The 19041-nt window shown below is 67.8% G+C and carries 18 protein-coding genes; 10 read left to right on the top strand and 8 right to left on the bottom strand.

What is annotated here, in order from left to right; all coding sequences use genetic code 11:
* The first annotated feature begins 5 nt into the window (after window positions 1-5).
* From ABD210_RS22360 to ABD210_RS22350, 3 genes are all read left to right on the top strand, one after another.
* Complete coding sequence (locus tag ABD210_RS22360; RefSeq protein WP_344113876.1) at window positions 6-1715, top strand: AMP-binding protein; 1710 nt, start codon at window positions 6-8, stop codon at window positions 1713-1715.
* 69 nt (window positions 1716-1784) lie between these two features.
* Window positions 1785-2552 carry an ABC transporter permease gene (locus ABD210_RS22355; protein ID WP_344113875.1) on the top strand — a complete coding sequence of 256 codons (768 nt, stop codon included), beginning with the start codon at window positions 1785-1787 and terminating at the stop codon, window positions 2550-2552.
* Window positions 2549-2797 carry a DUF2630 family protein gene (locus tag ABD210_RS22350; RefSeq protein ID WP_344113874.1) on the top strand — a complete coding sequence of 83 codons (249 nt, stop codon included), beginning with the start codon at window positions 2549-2551 and terminating at the stop codon, window positions 2795-2797. Before ABD210_RS22355 ends, ABD210_RS22350 begins: the two co-directional genes overlap by 4 nt.
* A 60-nt stretch (window positions 2798-2857) precedes the next feature.
* Here ABD210_RS22350 and ABD210_RS22345 read toward each other — a convergent pair whose 3' ends face one another.
* From ABD210_RS22345 to ABD210_RS22330, 4 genes are all read right to left on the bottom strand, one after another.
* A complete protein-coding gene (locus ABD210_RS22345; RefSeq protein ID WP_344113873.1) occupies window positions 2858-3130 on the bottom strand; it encodes a hypothetical protein in 273 nt (90 codons plus the stop codon).
* 94 nt (window positions 3131-3224) lie between these two features.
* Window positions 3225-3941 (bottom strand): hypothetical protein, encoded by a 717-nt coding sequence (locus ABD210_RS22340; RefSeq protein WP_344113871.1) that lies wholly within the window; start codon window positions 3939-3941, stop codon window positions 3225-3227.
* A gap of 76 nt (window positions 3942-4017) precedes the next feature.
* Entirely contained in the window at window positions 4018-4440 is a 423-nt protein-coding gene (locus ABD210_RS22335; protein WP_344113870.1) for a TIGR03667 family PPOX class F420-dependent oxidoreductase, read from the bottom strand.
* 122 nt (window positions 4441-4562) lie between these two features.
* Window positions 4563-4976, bottom strand: a complete 414-nt coding sequence (locus ABD210_RS22330) for a CoA-binding protein (protein ID WP_344113868.1) — start codon at window positions 4974-4976, stop codon at window positions 4563-4565.
* Between the two features lie 482 nt (window positions 4977-5458).
* Here ABD210_RS22330 and ABD210_RS22325 point away from each other — a divergent pair, with 482 nt between their 5' ends.
* Genes ABD210_RS22325 through ABD210_RS22305 form a run of 5 tightly spaced genes read left to right on the top strand, consistent with a single transcriptional unit; the run spans window position 5459 to window position 11813 of the window.
* Window positions 5459-7909, top strand: coding sequence for a DNA gyrase/topoisomerase IV subunit A (locus ABD210_RS22325; protein ID WP_344113867.1), 2451 nt, complete (start codon window positions 5459-5461; stop codon window positions 7907-7909).
* A 4-nt stretch (window positions 7910-7913) separates the two neighbouring features.
* Window positions 7914-8618, top strand: coding sequence for an LppX_LprAFG lipoprotein (locus ABD210_RS22320; protein ID WP_344113866.1), 705 nt, complete (start codon window positions 7914-7916; stop codon window positions 8616-8618).
* A gap of 13 nt (window positions 8619-8631) precedes the next feature.
* Entirely contained in the window at window positions 8632-10311 is a 1680-nt protein-coding gene (locus tag ABD210_RS22315; RefSeq protein ID WP_344113865.1) for an MFS transporter, read from the top strand.
* A 39-nt stretch (window positions 10312-10350) separates the two neighbouring features.
* Entirely contained in the window at window positions 10351-11298 is a 948-nt protein-coding gene (locus ABD210_RS22310) for a ferredoxin family protein (RefSeq protein ID WP_344113864.1), read from the top strand.
* Window positions 11295-11813 (top strand): beta-class carbonic anhydrase, encoded by a 519-nt coding sequence (locus tag ABD210_RS22305; RefSeq protein ID WP_344113863.1) that lies wholly within the window; start codon window positions 11295-11297, stop codon window positions 11811-11813. The genes ABD210_RS22310 and ABD210_RS22305 overlap by 4 nt, the downstream gene beginning before the upstream one ends.
* Before the next feature lie 182 nt (window positions 11814-11995).
* Here the strand turns inward: ABD210_RS22305 and ABD210_RS22300 are convergent, their stop codons facing one another.
* The 3 genes from ABD210_RS22300 to ABD210_RS22290 all read right to left on the bottom strand — a co-directional run bounded on the left by ABD210_RS22300 (window position 11996) and on the right by ABD210_RS22290 (window position 15454).
* Window positions 11996-12787, bottom strand: coding sequence for a carbonic anhydrase (locus tag ABD210_RS22300; RefSeq protein WP_344113862.1), 792 nt, complete (start codon window positions 12785-12787; stop codon window positions 11996-11998).
* Window positions 12788-12929: 142 nt separating this feature from the next.
* Window positions 12930-13373: an HAD family hydrolase gene (locus ABD210_RS22295; RefSeq protein WP_344113861.1), complete on the bottom strand. Its 444-nt coding sequence runs from the start codon at window positions 13371-13373 to the stop codon at window positions 12930-12932.
* Window positions 13370-15454, bottom strand: a complete 2085-nt coding sequence (locus ABD210_RS22290; protein ID WP_344113860.1) for a DNA gyrase/topoisomerase IV subunit B — start codon at window positions 15452-15454, stop codon at window positions 13370-13372. Before ABD210_RS22290 ends, ABD210_RS22295 begins: the two co-directional genes overlap by 4 nt.
* 440 nt (window positions 15455-15894) lie before the next feature.
* Here ABD210_RS22290 and ABD210_RS22285 point away from each other — a divergent pair, with 440 nt between their 5' ends.
* Window positions 15895-16140 (top strand): DUF7455 domain-containing protein, encoded by a 246-nt coding sequence (locus ABD210_RS22285; protein ID WP_344113859.1) that lies wholly within the window; start codon window positions 15895-15897, stop codon window positions 16138-16140.
* Between the two features lie 159 nt (window positions 16141-16299).
* Here ABD210_RS22285 and ABD210_RS22280 read toward each other — a convergent pair whose 3' ends face one another.
* A complete protein-coding gene (locus ABD210_RS22280; protein WP_344113858.1) occupies window positions 16300-18441 on the bottom strand; it encodes an amylo-alpha-1,6-glucosidase in 2142 nt (713 codons plus the stop codon).
* A gap of 41 nt (window positions 18442-18482) precedes the next feature.
* Here ABD210_RS22280 and ABD210_RS22275 point away from each other — a divergent pair, with 41 nt between their 5' ends.
* Window positions 18483-18968 (top strand): DUF456 domain-containing protein, encoded by a 486-nt coding sequence (locus tag ABD210_RS22275; RefSeq protein ID WP_344113857.1) that lies wholly within the window; start codon window positions 18483-18485, stop codon window positions 18966-18968.
* Window positions 18969-19041 lie beyond the last annotated feature (73 nt).

Here is a 19041-nt window from a genome sequence, read left to right as displayed (position 1 = left end):
CGGGCATGAGCGAGGAACAGAGCACCTCGGAGATCACCCGTGCGTTCCGGGACGCCCGGGACTTCCTGATCGCCCATCGCGAGGACTACGACACCGCCTATCGTGACTTCAGTTGGCCGGGTTTCGACCGGTTCAACTGGGCTCGCGACTGGTTCGACGCGCTGGCGGTCGAGCAGCCGGACGTTCTCGCGCTCACCATCGTCGAGGAAGACGGCGAGGTGAACTCGCTGACCTACGCCGAGATGGCCGAACGCTCGCGCCAGGTCGCGGGCTGGCTCACCCAGGCCGGACTCCAGCCGGGCGATCGCGTCCTGATCGTGCTCGGCAACACGGTTCCGCTCTGGGAGGTCATGCTCGCCTGCATCCGGGCCGGCGCGGTGATGATCCCGGCGACCACGCTGCTCACGGACGCGGACCTGGCAGACCGGATCAGCCGTGGCGGCGTACGGGCTGTCGTCACCAGCAGCGCCGATGCAGCCAGGTATCAAGGTATCGCCGATCACTGTCTGCGGATCGGCATCGGTGAACCTGTGGACAACTGGCTCGACTACGACGACTCCCGCCGGTACGACGGTGACGTTCCCGAGGTGGACACCGCGGCCGACGACTCGCTGCTGCTCTACTTCACCTCCGGTACTACGAGTCAGCCGAAGCTGGTCGAGCACACCCAGGTGAGCTACCCGGTCGGGCATCTGTCGACGATGTACTGGATCGGCCTGCAGCCGGGCGATGTCCACCTCAACGTGTCCTCACCAGGCTGGGCCAAGCACTCCTGGAGCAACGTGTTCGCGCCTTGGAACGCGGGCGCCACCGTCTTCCTCTACAACTACTCGCGCTTCGACGCCGAGAAGATGCTCCAAGTTCTGCAGACACATGGCGTGACCACGTTCTGTGCACCGCCGACGGTCTGGCGGATGCTGATCCAGGCCGACCTTGCGGCGGTCGACGTCGCCATCCGCGAGTGCATCTCGGCCGGCGAACCGCTCAATCCGGAGGTGATCGAGCAGGTCCGCAACGCCTGGGGTATCACCATCCGCGACGGCTACGGCCAGACCGAGACCACCGCGCAGATCGGCAACCCGCCGGGCCAGCCGGTCAAGCTCGGCTCGATGGGCCGCCCGCTGCCCGGCTACTCGATCGTCCTGGTGGATCCCACCACGAACGAGGTCGGCGACGACGGGGAGATCTGCATCGAGCTCGCTCCCCCGCCGGTGCCGCTGATGCGCGGTTACCGCGACGCGAAGGACCTCACCGAAGAGGCCATGCGCGGCGGGTATTACCACACCGGCGACGTCGCCAGCCGCGACGAGGACGGCTACATCACCTATGTCGGCCGCTCCGACGACGTGTTCAAGGCGAGCGACTACCGCATCTCGCCGTTCGAGCTGGAGTCGGTGCTGATCGAGCACCCGGCCGTCGCTGAGGCCGCGGTGGTCCCCTCGCCCGATCCGGTCCGACTCGCCGTGCCCAAGGCGTACGTCGTCCTGACGGCCGGGCGGGAACCGTCGCGGGAGCTCGCCGAGGAGATCCTGCAGTTCTGCCGCGACCACCTGGCGCCGTACAAGCGGATCCGGCGGATCGAGTTCGCCGAACTGCCGAAGACGATCTCCGGCAAGATCCGCCGGGTGGAACTGCGCGCCGACGAGGCCGCGAAGGTCGACACCGGCGAGCGGACCGAGCACGCGTACGACGAGTCCGACTTCCGCGAAGGCTGATCCAGCCGAGGCGAGGCGGCTCCGTCGTGCCGCCGAAGCGGCCCGGGGATGGCGTGCTGGAATGGGCGGATGTCTCTCGACACCGGCCTCGGCATCTCGGCGGTGGTGGTACTCCCTCTGCTCGTCGCCATCGCCGTCCTCGCCTCGCGGCTCGCCTCCCTCCAGCACGACAAGGGAATTGTCACCGCGGCCGTGCGGGCGGTTCTCCAGCTCGCGTTGGTCGGTGTGGTGGTCGGCTTCGCGCTGCAGTCGATCTGGGGCACGCTCGCCTTCATCCTGGTGATGCTCACGGTCGCGACCATCACCAGCACCCGGCGGATCCGCTCCACCCTCAAAGTCCCCGGCCTGCTCGCGTACTGCGCAATCGCCATCGGCGGCGGTTCGGCCGTAGTGCTCCTGCTGCTCGTGCTTCCCGGAGTCGTCCCGCGCAATCCGGGCTCGATCCTGCCGATGGGCGGGATCATCGTCGGCAACGCGATGAACGCGACCACCCTGGCCGGGCGGCGGCTGCTCTCGGAGTACAAGGGCCGGTATGGCGAATACGAGGCCGCGCTGTCCATCGGACTCATGCCACCGGATGCCTTCAAGCTGGTGGCCGGGCCTGTCGCCGGTGACGCGCTGCTGCCGGCCCTCGACCAGACCCGCACGGTCGGCCTCGTGACACTACCCGGCGCCTTCGTCGGAATGGTGCTCGGCGGCGCCTCTCCGACCGCGGCGGCCGCCCTGCAGCTCGTAGTACTGATCGGGCTGTTGGCCGCCGGATCGATCGCGATCCTGGCGATGACGGAGTTGCTGGCCCGTGCGCCACTTCCGGACGGGCGTACCGTTTCCCCATGAGCGAAGACAAGAGCCTCTTCACCCGTATCGACGAGCTCGTGGCCGAGGAGCATGGGCTCCGGACCAAGCACGCCGCCGGCGAGATCGGCGACGGCGACGAGCGGACCCGGCTGCAGCAGCTGGAGGTCGAGCTCGACCAGTGCTGGGATCTGCTCCGCCAACGTCGCGCCAAGCGCGAGTTCGGCGAGGACCCCGAGGCCGCCGCAGCCCGGCCCGCCGACGTGGTCGAGGGCTACCTCAACTGACGGATCAAGGTTCGCCCGCCTTGCGCGCGGGCGAACCTCGGCCGCTTCAGCGCTGCTTGGTCACCGGTAGGCGACGTACAGGTACCAGGTCGTGTAGCCGCTCTGCTGGCAGTAGTAGTTCGAGATCACGCCACGCACCTGAAGGGCCGCGCCGGCGCTCTCGCAGTTCGGCTGCGTCCAGTACCACGTGTAGTACTCGTAGTTCGTGGCCGTCTTGGCCACCGACGTCGTGCTCAGCCGCGGGGCGGGTGCAGCTGAGGCCGGGCCGGCACCGGCCAGCAGCACGCCGCTGGCGACGAGCGCCGTGATCCCTCCAGCGATGATCTTCCGCATGGTCAGACACCTTTCTCTTGCAACGTTGTAGCTGACCATTTCAGAATGTGCCCACCTGATCACCGACAGTGCTGACTGTCCGGTTGCTGCCACCTCACGAGCTGGCGCTGCGGCCCGACTGCTCAGCAGCCGACAGGAGATCCCACGGCATCATGATCATCACGCCGGCCGCCGCGGGAACGTAGGCGAGGTGGGCGACGGTGTCGCTGTCCGAGGTACGTCCGAAGATCCAATGGGCGAGGTCGTACTGCCGCGGCCGGATCCCGAACGAAGCGACCAGGTCGCTGAGCACGGGCACATAGCCGTGGTTGAGGTAGGTCGTGCGCAGCTGATCGGCCGAGGTCAGCTCACAGAAGCTCAGCAGCACATCCAGCTCCCCGAACCGGCGGGCCGCCCGCCCGATCTGGTACGGCCCAGGTGGAGCGGCGTGGGTGATCTCGACGAAGTCCAGCACCTCGGGGCTGCCCAACCGCCGCCAGCCCGGCAGCCGCACGAGCCCGGCGAAGACCGGGTCGGACTCCGTCCTGGCGAGGTGGTCGACCATCAGCGGCCGAGCCCACTCGTGCCCGGGGCGCCCGACGTCGGAGGCGTCGTACGGCAGGTCCCGGGCCGACGTGACTACGCCGCCCTCCAAAGTTACCTGTGTCTCCATGCCCGGCGGCACGTCCAGGTACAGCCACGAGACCGAATCACGAAACGACCCGCTGTGCGGCGTGTTGCCGAGGAAGTCCTCAGTGGTGAGGAAGTCCAGCGGCGGTCCGAGTACGTCGACCACCTCGTACTTCGACATCCCAGGCGTCACCTGCGTCATCCCGCCAACCCCTTTCGACGACGCCAACGGTATGGCGCACGCCCGGGGGCGACTCGCGGTGTCAGCTAGTTGCCGTTCAGAAGCCCCGGAGTCTGTCGGGGGTGATGCGGACGAGGACGGAGTAGTCGTCGTGGAACTGCTCCGGCGTCATGTTCAGACGCGCGATCGGCTCGGCGTACTTCTCGTTGTACGCCGTGCGCTCCTCGTCGGTGAGGCTCTTCTCGTCGATCGCGGCATCGCCGGTGATGACACCGACGTCTCCGCCGCTGTGGGTCGCGTTGAAGTTCACCGACACCCGCGGACGCGCTCCGATGTTGGCTAGCTTGGCCGTGTCCGGCCGGCTGCAGATCAGCACCTGCTCGCCGGTCCAGAGGAACCACACCGGCACCGGGGCCGGGGTACCGGACTTCGCGACGGTGGTCAGCCAGATCACCACCTCGTCGCGCAACTGCCGCGCGATGCGGGCGCCGAACGCGGTGGACTCGTCGATCGTGAACATCTGAACCCCTCTGGTCTGAACCCCTCTGGTCTGAACCCTCTGGTCTGAACCCTCTGGTCTGTACGGCTCTACGGCTCTGGCCTGTACGGCCTGCGGGTCAGTTCGTCTGTACGGCCTGCAGGTCAGTTCGGACCCAGCCGGTTCCACTCGATCGCCGGGCAGCGGTTCATCACCATGGTCAGTCCCGCCGCGGTCGTTCGCGCGTACGCGTCCGGATCCACCACATCGAGCTGGAACCAGACCGCCCGCGCGTTGATTCCCACCGCCTCGTCCGCGATCGCACCGGCCAACTCGGACCGCACGAACACGTCCACGCAGTCCACCTCGAACGGGATGTCCGCCAGCGTCGCGTATCCCTGCTCGCCGTGCACGGTCTCGGCCGACGGATGCACCGGCACGATCCGTTTCCCGTGGCTCTGCAGGAACCGCGCCACGCCGTACGCCGCACGGCTCGCGTTGTTCGACAGCCCGACGACCGCCCAGGTCTGGCAGTCCGCGAGCACCTTGCGAATGTCACTCTCATCAGCCCACGCCATACCTGCATCCTCTCTCGCCCAGCCAACTAATGCGCTCGCGTCCGAACGGGCGAGGGGTCCCGCCCTACCGCTCGTCCGAATGCGCTTGCGTCCGAACAACCGCGGGGCAAGACCCGCAGTCCTTCGGACGCAACCACCCCGCACGCCCCGCCCACCCCCGACTCCCGCCCTGCGTCCGAACACCCGCCGGGCACGACCCGCAGTACCTCTGACGCAACCACCCCGCACGCCCCGCCCACCCCCGACTCCCGCCTTGCGTCCGAACACCCGCGGGGCACGACCCGCAGTACTTCGGACGCAACCACCCGAGCACCCGGAACCCCGCCCACCACGCACTCCAGCCTTGCGGATGGCGGGGAATCGGGCTGCCGGGCGGGTCGGTGGTGGGGTTTGTCGGTGGGAGCGGGGACAATGGCGCTGCCGCCGGACCGCCGCGGCGCGTCTCGCAAGAGTTGCTGGCACCGAGGAGCACGTAGACCCGTATGGCACGCCGTACCAACACCACCGCCGAACCGGAGGACTTCGAGGAGCGCATCCTCGACATCGATGTCTCCGACGAGATGCGCACCAGCTACCTGGAGTACGCCTACTCGGTGATCTACTCCCGGGCGCTGCCGGACGCCCGCGACGGGCTGAAGCCGGTTCAGCGCCGGATCCTGTTCTCGATGGCGGAGAACAACATCCGGCCGGACCGCGGACACGTGAAGAGCGCCCGCGTCGTCGGTGAAGTGATGGGTAAGTACCACCCGCACGGCGACGGCGCGATCTACGACGCGCTGGTGCGGACGGCGCAGCCCTGGTCGATGCGGGTCCCGCTGATCGACGGCCACGGGAACTTCGGGTCTCTGGACGATGGTCCGGCTGCCATGCGGTACACGGAATGCCGGATGGCGCCGCCGGCGATGGCGATGACGAACGGCCTGGACGAGAACGTCGTCGAGTTCAAGCCGAACTACGACGGCCAGGAGGAAGAGCCGTCGGTGCTGCCGGCCGCCTTCCCGAACCTGCTGGTCAACGGCGCCGCCGGCATCGCGGTCGGCATGGCGACCAACATGGCACCTCACAACCTCATCGAGGTGATCCAGGCGCTGCGGCATCTGATCAAGACGCCGAAGGCCGACCTCGACGACCTGATGCGGTTCATCCCGGGCCCGGACCTGCCGACCGGTGGCAAGATCGTCGGTCTGGAGGGCATCAAGGACGCCTACCTGACCGGCCGCGGCAGCTTCAAGATGCGCGCCACCGCCCGGATCGAGAATGTCACCCCGCGCCGTAAGGGCATCGTGGTCACCGAACTGCCGTACACGGTGGGCCCGGAGAAGGTGATCGAGAAGATCAAGACGCTGGTGCAGGCCAAGAAGCTGCAGGGCATCTCCGACGTCAAGGACCTGACCGACCGCACCCACGGCACCCAGCTGGTGATCGAGGTCAAGAACGGCTTCGTGCCCGAGGCCCTCCTGGAGCAGCTGTACAAGCTGACCCCGCTGGAGGACTCGTTCCACATCAACGCGGTCTGCCTGGTCGACGGCCAGCCCCGCACCCTCGGTCTGCGCGAGCTGCTCGACGTCTACCTCGAACACCGCTACGACGTGACGCGGCGGCGCAGCGAGTTCCGCCGGAAGAAGGCGCAGGACCGGCTGCACATCGTCGACGGCCTGCTGATCGCGATCCTGGACATCGACGAGGTGATCCAGATCATCCGCAGCAGCGACGACGCTGCCGCCGCCCGGGCCCGGTTGATCGACATCTACGACCTGTCCGAGGTGCAGGCGAACTACATCCTCGACATGCCGCTGCGCCGGCTGACCAAGTTCTCCAAGCTGGAACTGGAGACGGAGAAGGCCGAGCTCGAGCGCGAGATCGAGAAGCTCACCGCGATCCTCGATGACGAAGCCCTGCTGAGGAAGATCGTCTCCGAGGAGCTCGCCGAGGTCGCCAAGACCTACGGCACTCCCCGCAGGACCGTGCTGTTGGAGTCGTCCGGGGCAACCAAGACGGCAGCAGTTCCGCTGGAGGTCACCGACGACCCGTGCTGGGTATTGATGAGCTCCACCGGCCTGCTGGCGCGGACCAACGGCGTCGAGCCGTTCGGCACCGGCGAAAGCCGGGCCAAGCATGACGCGATCGTCTCCGCGATCAAGAGCACCGCCCGCGGTCAGTACGGGCTGATCACCAGCAGCGGCCGGTTGATCCGGCTCGAGTCACTCGATCTGCCCGCGGTGCCGACCACCGCGAACGCGCCGAACCTGCAGGGTGGAGCGCCGGTCGCCGAGTTCGTCTCGCTCGAACCAGGTGAGAAGGCGCTGGCCCTGACCACGATGGATCCCGACTCGATCGGTATCGCCCTCGGTACTGCGACCGGCGTGGTCAAGCGAGTCGTGCCGGATCACCTGAGCAACCGCGACTCGTGGGAGATCGTCCGGCTGAACGACGGCGACGAGGTGGTCGGTGCGGTCGAGCTGACCACCGGTGAGGAGGAGCTCTGCTTTATCACCAGTGACGCGCAACTCCTGCACTTCAACGCCTCTGTGGTTCGGCCGCAGGGTCGTACAGCCGGTGGTATGGCGGGTGTCAGGCTGGTCAAGGGTGCGAAGGTGACCTTCTTCGGCGCGGTCGACCCGGCCACGGAGGCGCAGGTCGTCACCGTCTCCGGCTCGTCCTCCGCACTGCCGGGGACAGAGGTCGGCGCGGTCAAGGTGACGCCGTTCAGCGAGTACCCGGGCAAGGGCCGCGGCACTGGTGGTGTCCGCTGCCATCGTCTGCTGAAGGGTGAGGACGGGCTGCTGCTGGCCTTCGTCGGAACCGCTCCGGTCCGTGCCAGCGCGAGTAGTGGTGCCCCGGTCGACCTGCCCCCGGTGGACCCACGCCGCGACGGCTCCGGCGTACCGGTGGCTCAGCCGATCGCTGCTTTTGCCCCCGACCTGGCAGGCTGAGGGCATGAAGAGACTGGTCGCGCTCGGCGCGGTGTTGGTTCTGGCCCTCACCGGTTGCAGCGGCAACAAGGATGATGCCGACGGCAAGAAGACCGGTGAGGATCCTGTCGCGCTGCTGACCGCCGCCAAAAAGGCGATCGACGAGGCGGCCAGCGTGCACCTCGTACTGACCGGGCGGGATCTGCCGGACAGCGCACAGGCATTGGCCGCCGGCGACGGTGTGGCAACCCACGCCCCTGCCTTCAAGGGCAAGCTGACCGTGCGCGCGGCCGGTGCGCCGATCGACGCCCAGGTGGTCGCGGTCGGCAGCAAGGTCTACGCCAAGCTGCCGTTCACCCCGAAGTTCATCGAGCTGCCGCCGTCGCAGCTGGCGGCACTCGGCGCGCCCGACCCGGCGATCCTGCTGAATCCGACGAAGGGCCTCACCGCCGTACTGCCGACCCTGAAGGACCCCGCGATCAAGGGCGACACGCGCGACGGTTCGAAGGTGCTCACCGAGGTCACCGGCGCGGTCCAGGGCAGGTCCCTGCAGGGCATCTTCCCGAAGGTGCCCGCCGACAAGGACTTCCCGAGCAGCTTCAAGATCGACAAGGACACCAAGCAGTTGGTCTCGGCAACCATCACCGGGCCGTTCTACGACGGCGCGACCAGCAGCTACGACGTGACCTTCGACAAGTACGGCGAACAGGTCGCCATCACCAAGCCGTGAGCATTAACAAGCCGTGAGCAGTCCCCGGGCGCGGTTGACGCTGGCCTCGATCGCTGTCGCGTTCGCCGCCGCGGACACCTACGTCGTAGTACTGGCACTGCCGGACATGATGGCCGGCGTCGGCCTGTCCGCGGACCAGTTGCAGCGGGCGGCGCCGATCATCTCCGGCTTCCTGCTGGGCTACATCGCTGTCCTGCCGCTGATCGGCCGCATCGCCGATGTCGTCGGCCGTACGCCGGTACTGGTCGGCGCGCTTCTGCTCTTCGCAGTGGGCTCGCTGATCACAGCGTCCGCCTATGACCTGTCCCTGGTAGTCACCGGGCGATTCCTGCAAGGCGTGGGCGGAGGCGGTCTCGTCCCGGCCACGTTGGCCCTGGTGGCTGACCTCTGGCCGCCAGACAAGCGGGGACTCCCGCTAGGCATCGTCGGGGCAGTCCAGGAACTCGGGTCCGTGCTAGGCCCGCTACTAGGCGCTGTAGTCCTAGCGGTCGCCGACTGGCGCTACATCTTCTGGCTGAACCTCACTGTTGCCGTGGTGCTTGCCCTTTTGCTGCGCGGCAGCCAGCGACCGCCCCTGTCTGCCGCAGTCGGTCTGCTGGCCTGCATAGCGCTCGGCTTGACCCTCACTGCACCAGAACGACTAGCCAGCGGCGTGACGCTCGGTCTGCCTTTCGTACCGTTCACCGGCGAATCCCGCCTGCTAACGCCGATCGGCGTTGTCACGCTGGCTCTTGCCCTGCTCTGGCTTGCGGTGGTCCTCGTTAAGAGCCGCACGCGTCTCGCAGTTCTGACCAAGCAGGTGGATGCAGTCGGCGCGCTGCTCCTCGCACTAGCCCTAGCCGGAGTCGTGCTGGCCTTTGCAACGGCGAATCCCGAGCGTGAGGTGATGGCACCCGCTGGGCCTTGGCTGCTGGTCGCCGCAGCAGTCTTCGCAATCGCCTTCGCCTTCTGGCAACGCCGTACTGCGCAAGCGATCGTCCCGCCCGGGTTGCTCCGTGCCAGACCAGCCTGGGGCGCTCTAGTCGTCAGCTTCCTCGTCGGCGCAGCCTTGATCGCCGCGCTCGTGGATGTCCCCACCTTCGCCCGTACTACGCAGGGCGGGGGCCAGTTGGCTGCCGCACTGGTCTTGCTGCGATTCCTCATCGCGCTGCCAGTCGGAGCGGTCGTCGGCGGCTGGCTGACCCGGAAGTACGGGCTCGGCTTGATCACCGGGGCCGGGCTCGGGTTGGCCGGGGTGATGTTCGCCGTGATGGCGTTCTGGGAGCGCGACGCTCTGAAGCATGCTCCGGCATCGATCGTCCTGCTGCTGTGCGGCTTCGGCTTCGGTCTCGCCCTGTCGCCGGTGAACACGGCCATGCTGGCAGCCACCCGCGCCGACAGCCACGGCCTGGTAAGCGCATTGGTGGTCGTCGCCCGGATGGTCGGGATGCTTGTCGGGGTCTCCGCGCTCACCGCGATCGGCCTGCGCCGGTACTACACGCTGGTCGACGACGTGCCGTCACCGAACGAGCTCTGCCCCTCCGCTCCGGGCTCCTGCCGGCCGTTCATCGACGCGCTCCGCGAGGCGGCGATTTCACAAGTTCACACGATCTTCGCCGGCGCAGCCGCCTGCGCGTTCGCGGCCGCAGTACTGGCTGTCCTGCTGCTCGGGCGGCAGCGAGTCGTGCACGAGACGCAGGTTGTCCACAGGTGACGGCGGTCATGGGTTGAGCCGCGTGGTTCGCGTACCGTGATGCCTGTGAGTGCACCAACCGACGCCACTGGCAGGCCAGGCCTCTGCTCGACCTTCTGTCGGGAGCTGAACGAGCCTTTGCCAGGCACGGCGATCGTCGCCTCCGGCTGGCTCGTCGTCGAACAACCCGGCCCGTGGGGAGCCAAGGCGCCGACCCAGAGTCACCTGGACCCCGAGCTCGGCCGCAAGCTCGATGCGGACTGCAAGAAGGCAGATCTCCGGTTCGGTCTGATCCGCTCCCCCGGTCCGCACGCCGACGTGACTCCGCGAGCTCATCAGGTGTACGTCGCGAGCACTTTTCCCCGCCGCACCTGGCTCCTCGGCGGTTCCGTGGCCGACCCCGCCATGCTGGCCTCGCTCGACCTGGGGGCCGTCACCCGGGGTGATCGGGACGCCGTCAGGTCGTCGCTCCCGGAGCTCCGTCCACTCACCGAGCCGGTCCTGCTGGTCTGCACCAACGGCAAGCGCGACGAATGCTGCGCGCTCCTCGGCCGACCCATCGTGGCGGCGATGGCCGCCCTCGCCCCGGGCCGGGTGTGGGAGTCGAACCACCTCGGCGGCCACCGGTTCGCGCCGACCGCCACCCTGCTGCCGGCCGGCACCATGCACGGTCACCTCGCTCTCGACTCGACCGTCGCCCTCCTCGCCGCCGCGGACCGTGGCGAGACAGTGGTCTCCAAGCTGCGCGGCCGGTCCACCTGGACCAAGCGCGGTCAAGTCGCTGAGATCGCTGTCCGAAACCTCACTGGAGAGGTCATGCTGGACTCCCTCAGCGTCATCGCGGAACACCTGGAGACCGTCACGGTCGGACACGTCGACGGCCGGACCTGGACCGTCCCGGTGACCAGCGAACCCGCGAACCCACCCCGCCCGGAATCCTGTGGAAAGGACCCGTTCGACATGTCGATCCTGCGTGCCGCAACCGTGATCCCGGGGAGCCCACGGTGAGCGCCGAGGTCAATGCGCCCATCCCGGGGTTCGAGGACCTGCTGGCGGCCAACGCTGACTACGCCGACCACTTCGCCTACAGCGGCTTCGACGGCATCGCCCACGCCGGCGTCGGTGTCGTCACCTGTATGGACTCCCGCATCCCGCCGCTGGAGTTGCTCGGCCTCAAGCCCGGCGACGCGAAGGTACTGCGGAGCGCGGGCGGGCGGGTCACCGAGCTGACGATGACCGGGCTCGTCCTCGGCGTCCAGCTGCTCGGGGTCCGCCGGATCATGGTGATCCCGCACACCCGGTGCGCGATGGCAGCGATGACCGAGGACGAACTCCGCGAGAAGGTGGAGCTCGCAGCCGGTAAACCCGCCGGCTATCTGCCGCTCAATGTGGTCCCGGACCAATTGGAGGCCCTCCGCCGCGATGTCGCCGCGGTCCGCGAACACCCGCTGATCGGCGAGGACGTCCTCGTCGGCGGCTTCATGTACGACGTGGACACCGGCCGCCTCACCCAGATCAGCTGATGCCGGGGGTCACCGACCCCTCCCTCCGGCCATACGTGAAAGGTCGCCGTGTCGCGTGGGAGCTCGAGCACGAGCAGCCGCCGCGCCGCCAGCTAGCCCGGTCGAATGGTCGGAGCCGCCGGAGAACCTCGTGCTGATTCCCTACGGCTGCACGACTTTGCGAGTGACGGAGTTCCCCCGGGTCAGTTGACGATCACCTTGCCGGTGTCCAGCTCGTAGTACGCACCGACCAGTCTGACCTTGCCGGCCTTCTCCAGCGGGCCGAGCACGGTCGACTTTCGCAACTGAGCGAGCACGAGGTCGACGTTCGCGTGCACGGCGTTCGCCAGCCGATCGCCTGGCTTGCCTGCGACCTGCCGAACAGCCGGCGCGAGCGCACCGACCAGGTAGCCGATCTCACCCTCCTCCTCGGCCTCTTTCGAGTCGAGCGCCTTGATGGTGGCGTCGATCGCGCCGCAGCGTTGATGCCCGAGCACCATCAGCAGCGGCGTCTGGAGTTCGGCGACACCGAATTCCAGGCTGCCGATGATCGAGTGATCCAGCACCTCGCCGGCGCTCCGGACGACGACGAGATCACCCAGCCCGCGGTCGAAGACGAGCTCCACCGGAACGCGCGAGTCGACGCAACCGAGCACCGTCGCGAAGGGGTGCTGCGCCTTGCTCACGGCGACCCTGCGCTCGGCTCCCTCGTCGTCATGCACGGCCTGGTTCGCGACGAACCGCTGGTTGCCGTCCATCAACCGCTTCAGGGCGTCATTGCCATTGGCAACGGGTGGCTCGACCTCCGGTCCGTGGCCGCCGGCCGGCTGAGCAGGGGTGTCAGGCGGCTTGGTCCCACCTGTGGCGGCCTCACCGGTCGGCTGGTCGTCGGATCCGCAGGCGGTCAGGGCTGCCGCACCGAGGCCGACGCCGAGTGTGCTGCTCAGCGCGGTGGCCAGGAATCGGCGGCGTGATGTGTCGGACGGGATGATCACGAAGGGGCTCCTCACGAGACTCGGCGTTGGGCGGCGCCGTTCTCAGAAGGTAATCCCTTGCATACTGTCTGCCATAGCCACGGCTGTTCGGATCTCTGTGCCGACCTGGCCGATGCTGATAGGCACCCGTTATGAGGCCGCCTTACCCCCGTGGATTGAGCCCGAAAGCCGGGTTCAGCTGGCGAGGATGAGGGGGGAGGCGTATGCCGCTGTGCTCGAGCTTGATGTTCTGCTGGACCGTGCCACCATTCGTGACCACGGCCACCCGCCACCCCGCAGTACGCAACGAAGCCAGGCCGTCGAGCACCGCCTCTTCGACCCTGGTGAAGAGCGGGTGCTCACGGTCATACGCCTCGACCAACTGATCCACGGAGCCCGACAGCTCGAACCGCTCCCTGGCCCCCGCGAACAACTCCGCCCGCGCCCGAAACCCGCCCTCATCGTTGGCCAGCAACCACTCGACCGCGTCCTCGCCGAGCCCTTCACGTTCAACCCACCACCGAACCCACGCCAGAAACGACGCGTCGCGGTCGATCAGGGTGTTGTCCAGGTCGAAGCAAGCCAGCCGGGGCACCGCGGCGATCACGTGTCGATGCGGGTTTCGTCCAGTTCGTAGGCGCCTTGGACGATGAATTCCTTGCGGGGGGCTACGTCGTTGCCCATCAGGAGGTCGAAGACGCCTGCCGCGGCCTCGCCGTCATCGACGGTGATCCGGCGCAGGGTGCGGTGCCGGGGGTCCATCGTGGTTTCCGCGAGCTGGTCGGCGTCCATCTCACCGAGACCCTTGTAGCGCTGCGGGGGCTCCTTCCAGCGGACGCCCTTCTTCATTAGCTCGGCCGACTTCCGCTGGTACTCCGCGTCGCTGTAGGTGTAGATGTACTTCTCCTGACCCTTCTTCGGGTTGGTCAGCTCGAAGCGGTGCAGCGGCGGCACGGCGGTGTAGACCCGGCCGGCGTCGACCAGCGGACGCATGTACCGGAAGAAGAGCGTCGCCAACAGGCAGCGGATGTGCGCGCCGTCGGAGTCGGCGTCGGCCATGAAGATGATCTTGCCGTAGCGGGCCTGCTCGAGATCGAAGGTCCGCCCGGACCCGGCGCCGACCACCTGGATGATCGAGGCGCACTCGGCGTTCTTCAGCATGTCGCCGACCGACGCCTTCTGCACGTTGAGGATCTTGCCCCGGATCGGCAGCAGTGCCTGGAACTCGGAGCTCCGGGCCAGCTTCGCCGTGCCGAGCGCCGAATCACCCTCGACGATGAACAGCTCCGACCGGTCGACGTCGTTGCTGCGGCAGTCCGCCAGCTTCGCCGGCAACGCGGACGACTCGAGGGCGGTCTTGCGACGCTGCAGTTCGCGGTGCTGCCGGGCGGCCACCCGCGTCCGCGATGCCGCGACCACCTTCTCCAGTACTGCGCGGGCCTGTGCCTTCTGCGCGCCCTTGGTCGAGGTGAGGAACGACTCCAGTTCGGTCTGGACCACCTTCGCCACGATCCGCGAAGCGGCCGGCGTACCAAGCACTTCCTTGGTCTGACCATCGAACTGCGGCTCGGCCAGCCGGACGGTGACGACCGACGTCATGCCCTCGAGCACGTCGTCCTTGATGATCTCCTCGCCGCTCTTCAGCAGCCGGGTGCCGGTGAGCACGCCGGTGAACGCCTTCGACAGTGCGCGCTCGAAGCCGGCCACGTGGGTGCCGCCCTTCGGCGTCGCCACGATGTTCACGAACGATCGCAGCTCGGTCTCGTAGCCGTCGCCCCAGCGGACGGCGATGTCGACGTCCAGGTCGCGCTCGACGTCGGTCGGCGTCATGTGACCGGCGTCGTCCAGCATCGGCACGGTCTCGGTGAAGTGGCCGGTTCCGGTCAGCCGGACCACATCGGTGACCTTCTGGTCGGTGGCCAGGAACTCGCAGAACTCGCTGATCCCGCCGTCGTGCTTGAACGACTCCTCGGTGGCCTCGTCGCCGCGCTCGTCCCGCACCACCAGCTCGAGGCCGGGCACCAGGAACGAGGTCTGCCGTGCCCGGGTGACCAGCTCGTCGTAGTTGAAGGCGGCGTCGCGGGTGAAGATCTGCCGGTCCGCCCAGTAGCGGATCCGCGTGCCGGTCATGCCCTTCTTGGCACGTCCCGCCTTCCGCAGACCCTGCGCGGCGGTGAAGCCCGCATTCGCACCCTCGCTGTCGAACTCACCGGCGACGCCGCGACGGAAGGACGTCGTCCAGACCACGCCGCCGCGGTCCACCTCGACGTCGAGCCGCGCCGACAGCGCGTTCACGACGGAGGCGCCGACACCGTGCAGACCACCTGAAGCGTTGTACGACCCGCCGCCGAACTTGCCGCCGGCGTGCAGTTTGGTGAAGACCACCTCGACACCGCTGAGCTTGGTCTTCGGCTCGATGTCGACCGGGATGCCGCGGGCACGGTCGCGGACCTCGACCGAGCCGTCCTTGTGGAGCACGACGTCGATCCGCTCGCCATGACCGGCGAGTGCCTCGTCGACGGCGTTGTCGATGATCTCCCACAGGCAGTGCATCAGCCCGCGGCTGTCGGTCGAGCCGATATACATGCCCGGCCGTTTACGCACCGCCTCCAGGCCCTCGAGGACGAGCAGGTTGCGGGCGTTGTACGTCGGGTCGAGCTCGGCACTGCGAGGCGTCGGGGCGGCCACTGGGCTCCTTCACTGGTTCACAAGCAGACAACGTGCGCCGGCCGGAGCCACCGCACTCTCACAGCCTACGTAGCCGCACCCCCAAATTCCGGCAGGCCCGGCTGGTGGCGCTGGTGTATCCCCAATCCGCGTTGGGTACCGCTCCGGCACGAACAACTCCGCGCCGATAGGTGTTCTCGCAGATATCGATCCGGACTCGATTGGAAGTGGTGTACGACACTCCGATGGTGCGCACGCAGTGATGGCTTAATCGCGCACAGTGAGAGAAGACACGCCCGACACTCGCCGGAAACAACAAATCGCCCCAATCGGAAACGATTGGCCGTCAATATGCGTCATAAGGGAACAGGTGGTTCGTCTCACATCGGACACGCTGCACCTACCGGGAAGCGATCCGCATGTCAGGATGTTGCTATCTGGTGAGTACGGAACTAGATGAGATGAGGCCTCAAGTGACTACAGCACTCGCCCCGAGTTCGACCCTGTCGGCTGCGGACCGTTGTGACCGCTGCGGCGCGCAGGCCTACGTCCGTGTGACCCTGACCAGCGGTGGGGAGCTACTCTTCTGCGCCCACCACGGCCGGGAACACTCGGAGAAGCTGCGCGACATCGCGATCACCATCCACGACGAGACGGGTCGGCTCGAAGACGCTCCGACTGCCGTCGCCGCGGAGGACGAGCGGTAACCCGGCCTCGCAGCGCCAACGACGGCGCTTCCCGATAGCTTTCACCGATGGCGGTCGCCCGGACAGGGTGGCCGCCATCCGTCATTGCCCAGCCGACCAGTGCACTAGATCACCGGCCACCACCTCGACACCGTGCCGCAGCGCAACCTGCGCGAGCACCTAGGCCTCGCCGTCCTCAGTGTTCTCCGGCCGTTGATCGGTTCCGCGCTCTACGTCCAGCACCGTTACCTGACCTTCGGAGACCTCGAGCGACAGAACGTCGCTGCCGACCTTCAGACCGCGGATTGCCAGTCGCCGCCAGAGGAACGGCTCCGCCGGAGCGACGGTCAGGACGCCGTTCGGCACATGCGGCTCGATACCCAGCGCCGCGACCAGGACAGCGACAGCCGAGGCTGCGGCCCACGCCTGCGGCCGGCAGGACAGCGGGTACGGCGTCGGTCGCGTTTCCTCGGCCGCTCCCCTGCCGCCGTAGAGTTCCGGCAGTCGGTAGTCGAAAGCCTCCGCTGCATCAACCAGCCCTCGCACGTACTTCGTCGCAGTCGCGGCCTGGCCGGCTGCGTACAGTCCCTGAACGGCCATTGCGGTGTCGTGCGGCCAGACGCTCCCGGTGTGATAGCCGAGCGGGTTGAAGCCGGTCATTGCCTTGGACAACGTTCTCAGTCCGAAGCCGCTGTCCAGCTCGGGGCTCGCGAGGACCGCGGCCACCGCTGCTTCCTCGGCTTCGTCGAGGAGCCCGGTGCCGAGCAGGTGGCCGATGTTTGACGCCGGTCCGGCGACGGGCCTCTTCGAGCTGTCCAACGCGATCGCCGGATAGGCACCTGGCCCGTGGCTCAGGTCGGTCGCCAGGTTGCCGGCCGGTTGGTCGGAGGCGTCGGTCACCCAGAAGGCGGCGCGGAAGCGGTCCTTCAGTGCGGCGGCCCAATCGAGCCAGAAGTCGGCTCCTCCGAGGCCGAAGGCGGTCAGGAGTTCGGCTCCGGCGACTGCTGCGGCATAGGCGTAACCCTGGACTTCGCAGAGGGCAATCGGTGCAGTGGAAAGGGTGCCGTCTGGCCACTGGACCGCGTCGCGGGAGTCCTTCCAGCCCTGGTTGGCGAGGCCGTGGCCGGACTCGTCGATGTACTCCAGGAACCCGTCGCCGTCCGGATCGGCGTAGTCCCGGATCCAGGAGAGCGCTCCCTGAAGAGCCGGCATCAACTCCTGGACCTCGTCGGAGGGCATGCCCCAGCGCCAGGCCTTGTGCAGCGTGGTGATCCACAGCGGTGTCGCGTCGTGCGTCCCGTAGTACGCCGCAGGGAGGACGAGACCAGCGCCGTGGTCGGTCACCTCCGCGCGGAGCTCGTGCGGGATCTTGCCGGGCTGTTCTGCCGAGTCCGGGTCGAGCTTCGTCCCCTGGTGGGCGGCGAGCGCGCGCAGGGTGCCGGTGGCAAGGCCCGGGTCGACCGGGATCAGCATTCCCGAGGAGATCAGCGAGTCCCGGCCGAACAGAGTCAGGTACCAGGGCGGTCCGGCCCCGAGATAGCGCTCTCGGTGATCAGCGGACAGTTCCAGGCCGGCGAGGTCATCCAGAGACCGTCGCACCCAGCGAGCCAGTCTCGAGTCGTCGCACTCCAGGCTGAGTTCGCTGTAGGACTGCCGCTGGAGCGGCGGGTCGATCCTGAACCCGTCCGTCTTCGGGAAGTCGGCAGTCACGCGGAGCACGACCGTGCTCTCTGCACCCGGCTCCACCACCAACTGCCAGGTATGCACCGCTCCCGCGCGCCTGTCGTCCGCGGCAGGCTCGGCCGGCCGGGGCTCGCCATCAGGGCTCGGATCGAAGAGAGCGCTTACTCGGGTTCCCGACTCGTTCTCCCAGTGGGTGCCTTCGTGGTCGTGGGTCGGGGTCAGGTCGGAGAGGTCGGCGGCTGCCTCGCTTCGGACGGCGGCGGTCCCGGCAAGGTCGGTGCCCAGGGCAACTTCCAGCGCGCACTCGACGGTGTCGTGCGATCTGTTGGCGAGCGTGATCCGCTCGGTCATGCCCTCCCCGTCTATGTCTCGGGTCCGGTGCAGCGTCACCGTCGGGTCATGACCGGGATCGCCCAGGCCTTCCAGCACAGCGACGTAGCGAGTGGTCCAGGCGGCGGGCTCGTCGACCTGGACCGGCACCGGGCGCCGACCGTCGACGGTCACCTCGATGCGCGACAGGATCCGCCGGTCGCGGGCGTAGACACCCTCCGCGCCGGCTGCTGCCAGTTGGCCCGATCGGGGTGAGAGGACCACCCAGGGTGCGGCGACTGCGGTGACCAGATCATGCAGATAGGGCATACCTCCACCCTAAGCGGGCAGATTTGCGGCAGAGTGGCGGCGTGAACAGCGTGGCGACGTTCCTGGTCGGAGTGGCGATCTTCGTCGGCATCATCGGCATCGTGATCCCGGTGCTTCCCGGCGCGATGCTGAGCCTCGCGGCCATCCTGGTCTGGGCGCTGGAGGAACAGAGTGCCACCGGCTGGATCGTGCTCTCCGCGGCGGTGGTGCTGATCGGGGCCAGCCAGGTCGTGAAGTACATCGTGCCGGAGCGTCGGCTGCGCGAGTCCGGGGTACCGCGAAGATCGATGCTGATCGGGATCCTGCTCGGCATCGTCGGATTCTTCGTGATCCCGGTGGTCGGCATGTTCGTCGGTTTCCCGATCGGGGTCTATCTGTCCGAGCGGCAGCGCCTCGGCACCCACGACCAGGCGTGGACCTCGACGAAACACGCGCTGCGTGCGACCGGGCTGTCGATCCTGATCGAGTTCGTCGGCACCTCCCTGGCGGCCGCGGTCTGGCTGGCCGCCGTCCTCTTCCTGGTCTGACTCTCCGAGCCTGGTCTGACTCGCCGAGCCTGGTCTGACTCGCCACGGGCTGTGTTCGGATCGCCACAGGCTC

This window comes from Kribbella alba, from assembly GCF_039529635.1.
Classification (GTDB): Bacteria; Actinomycetota; Actinomycetes; order Propionibacteriales; family Kribbellaceae; genus Kribbella; species Kribbella alba.
Note: the sequence above shows the minus strand (reverse complement) of the source record. Positions and strands in the feature narration are given on the sequence as shown.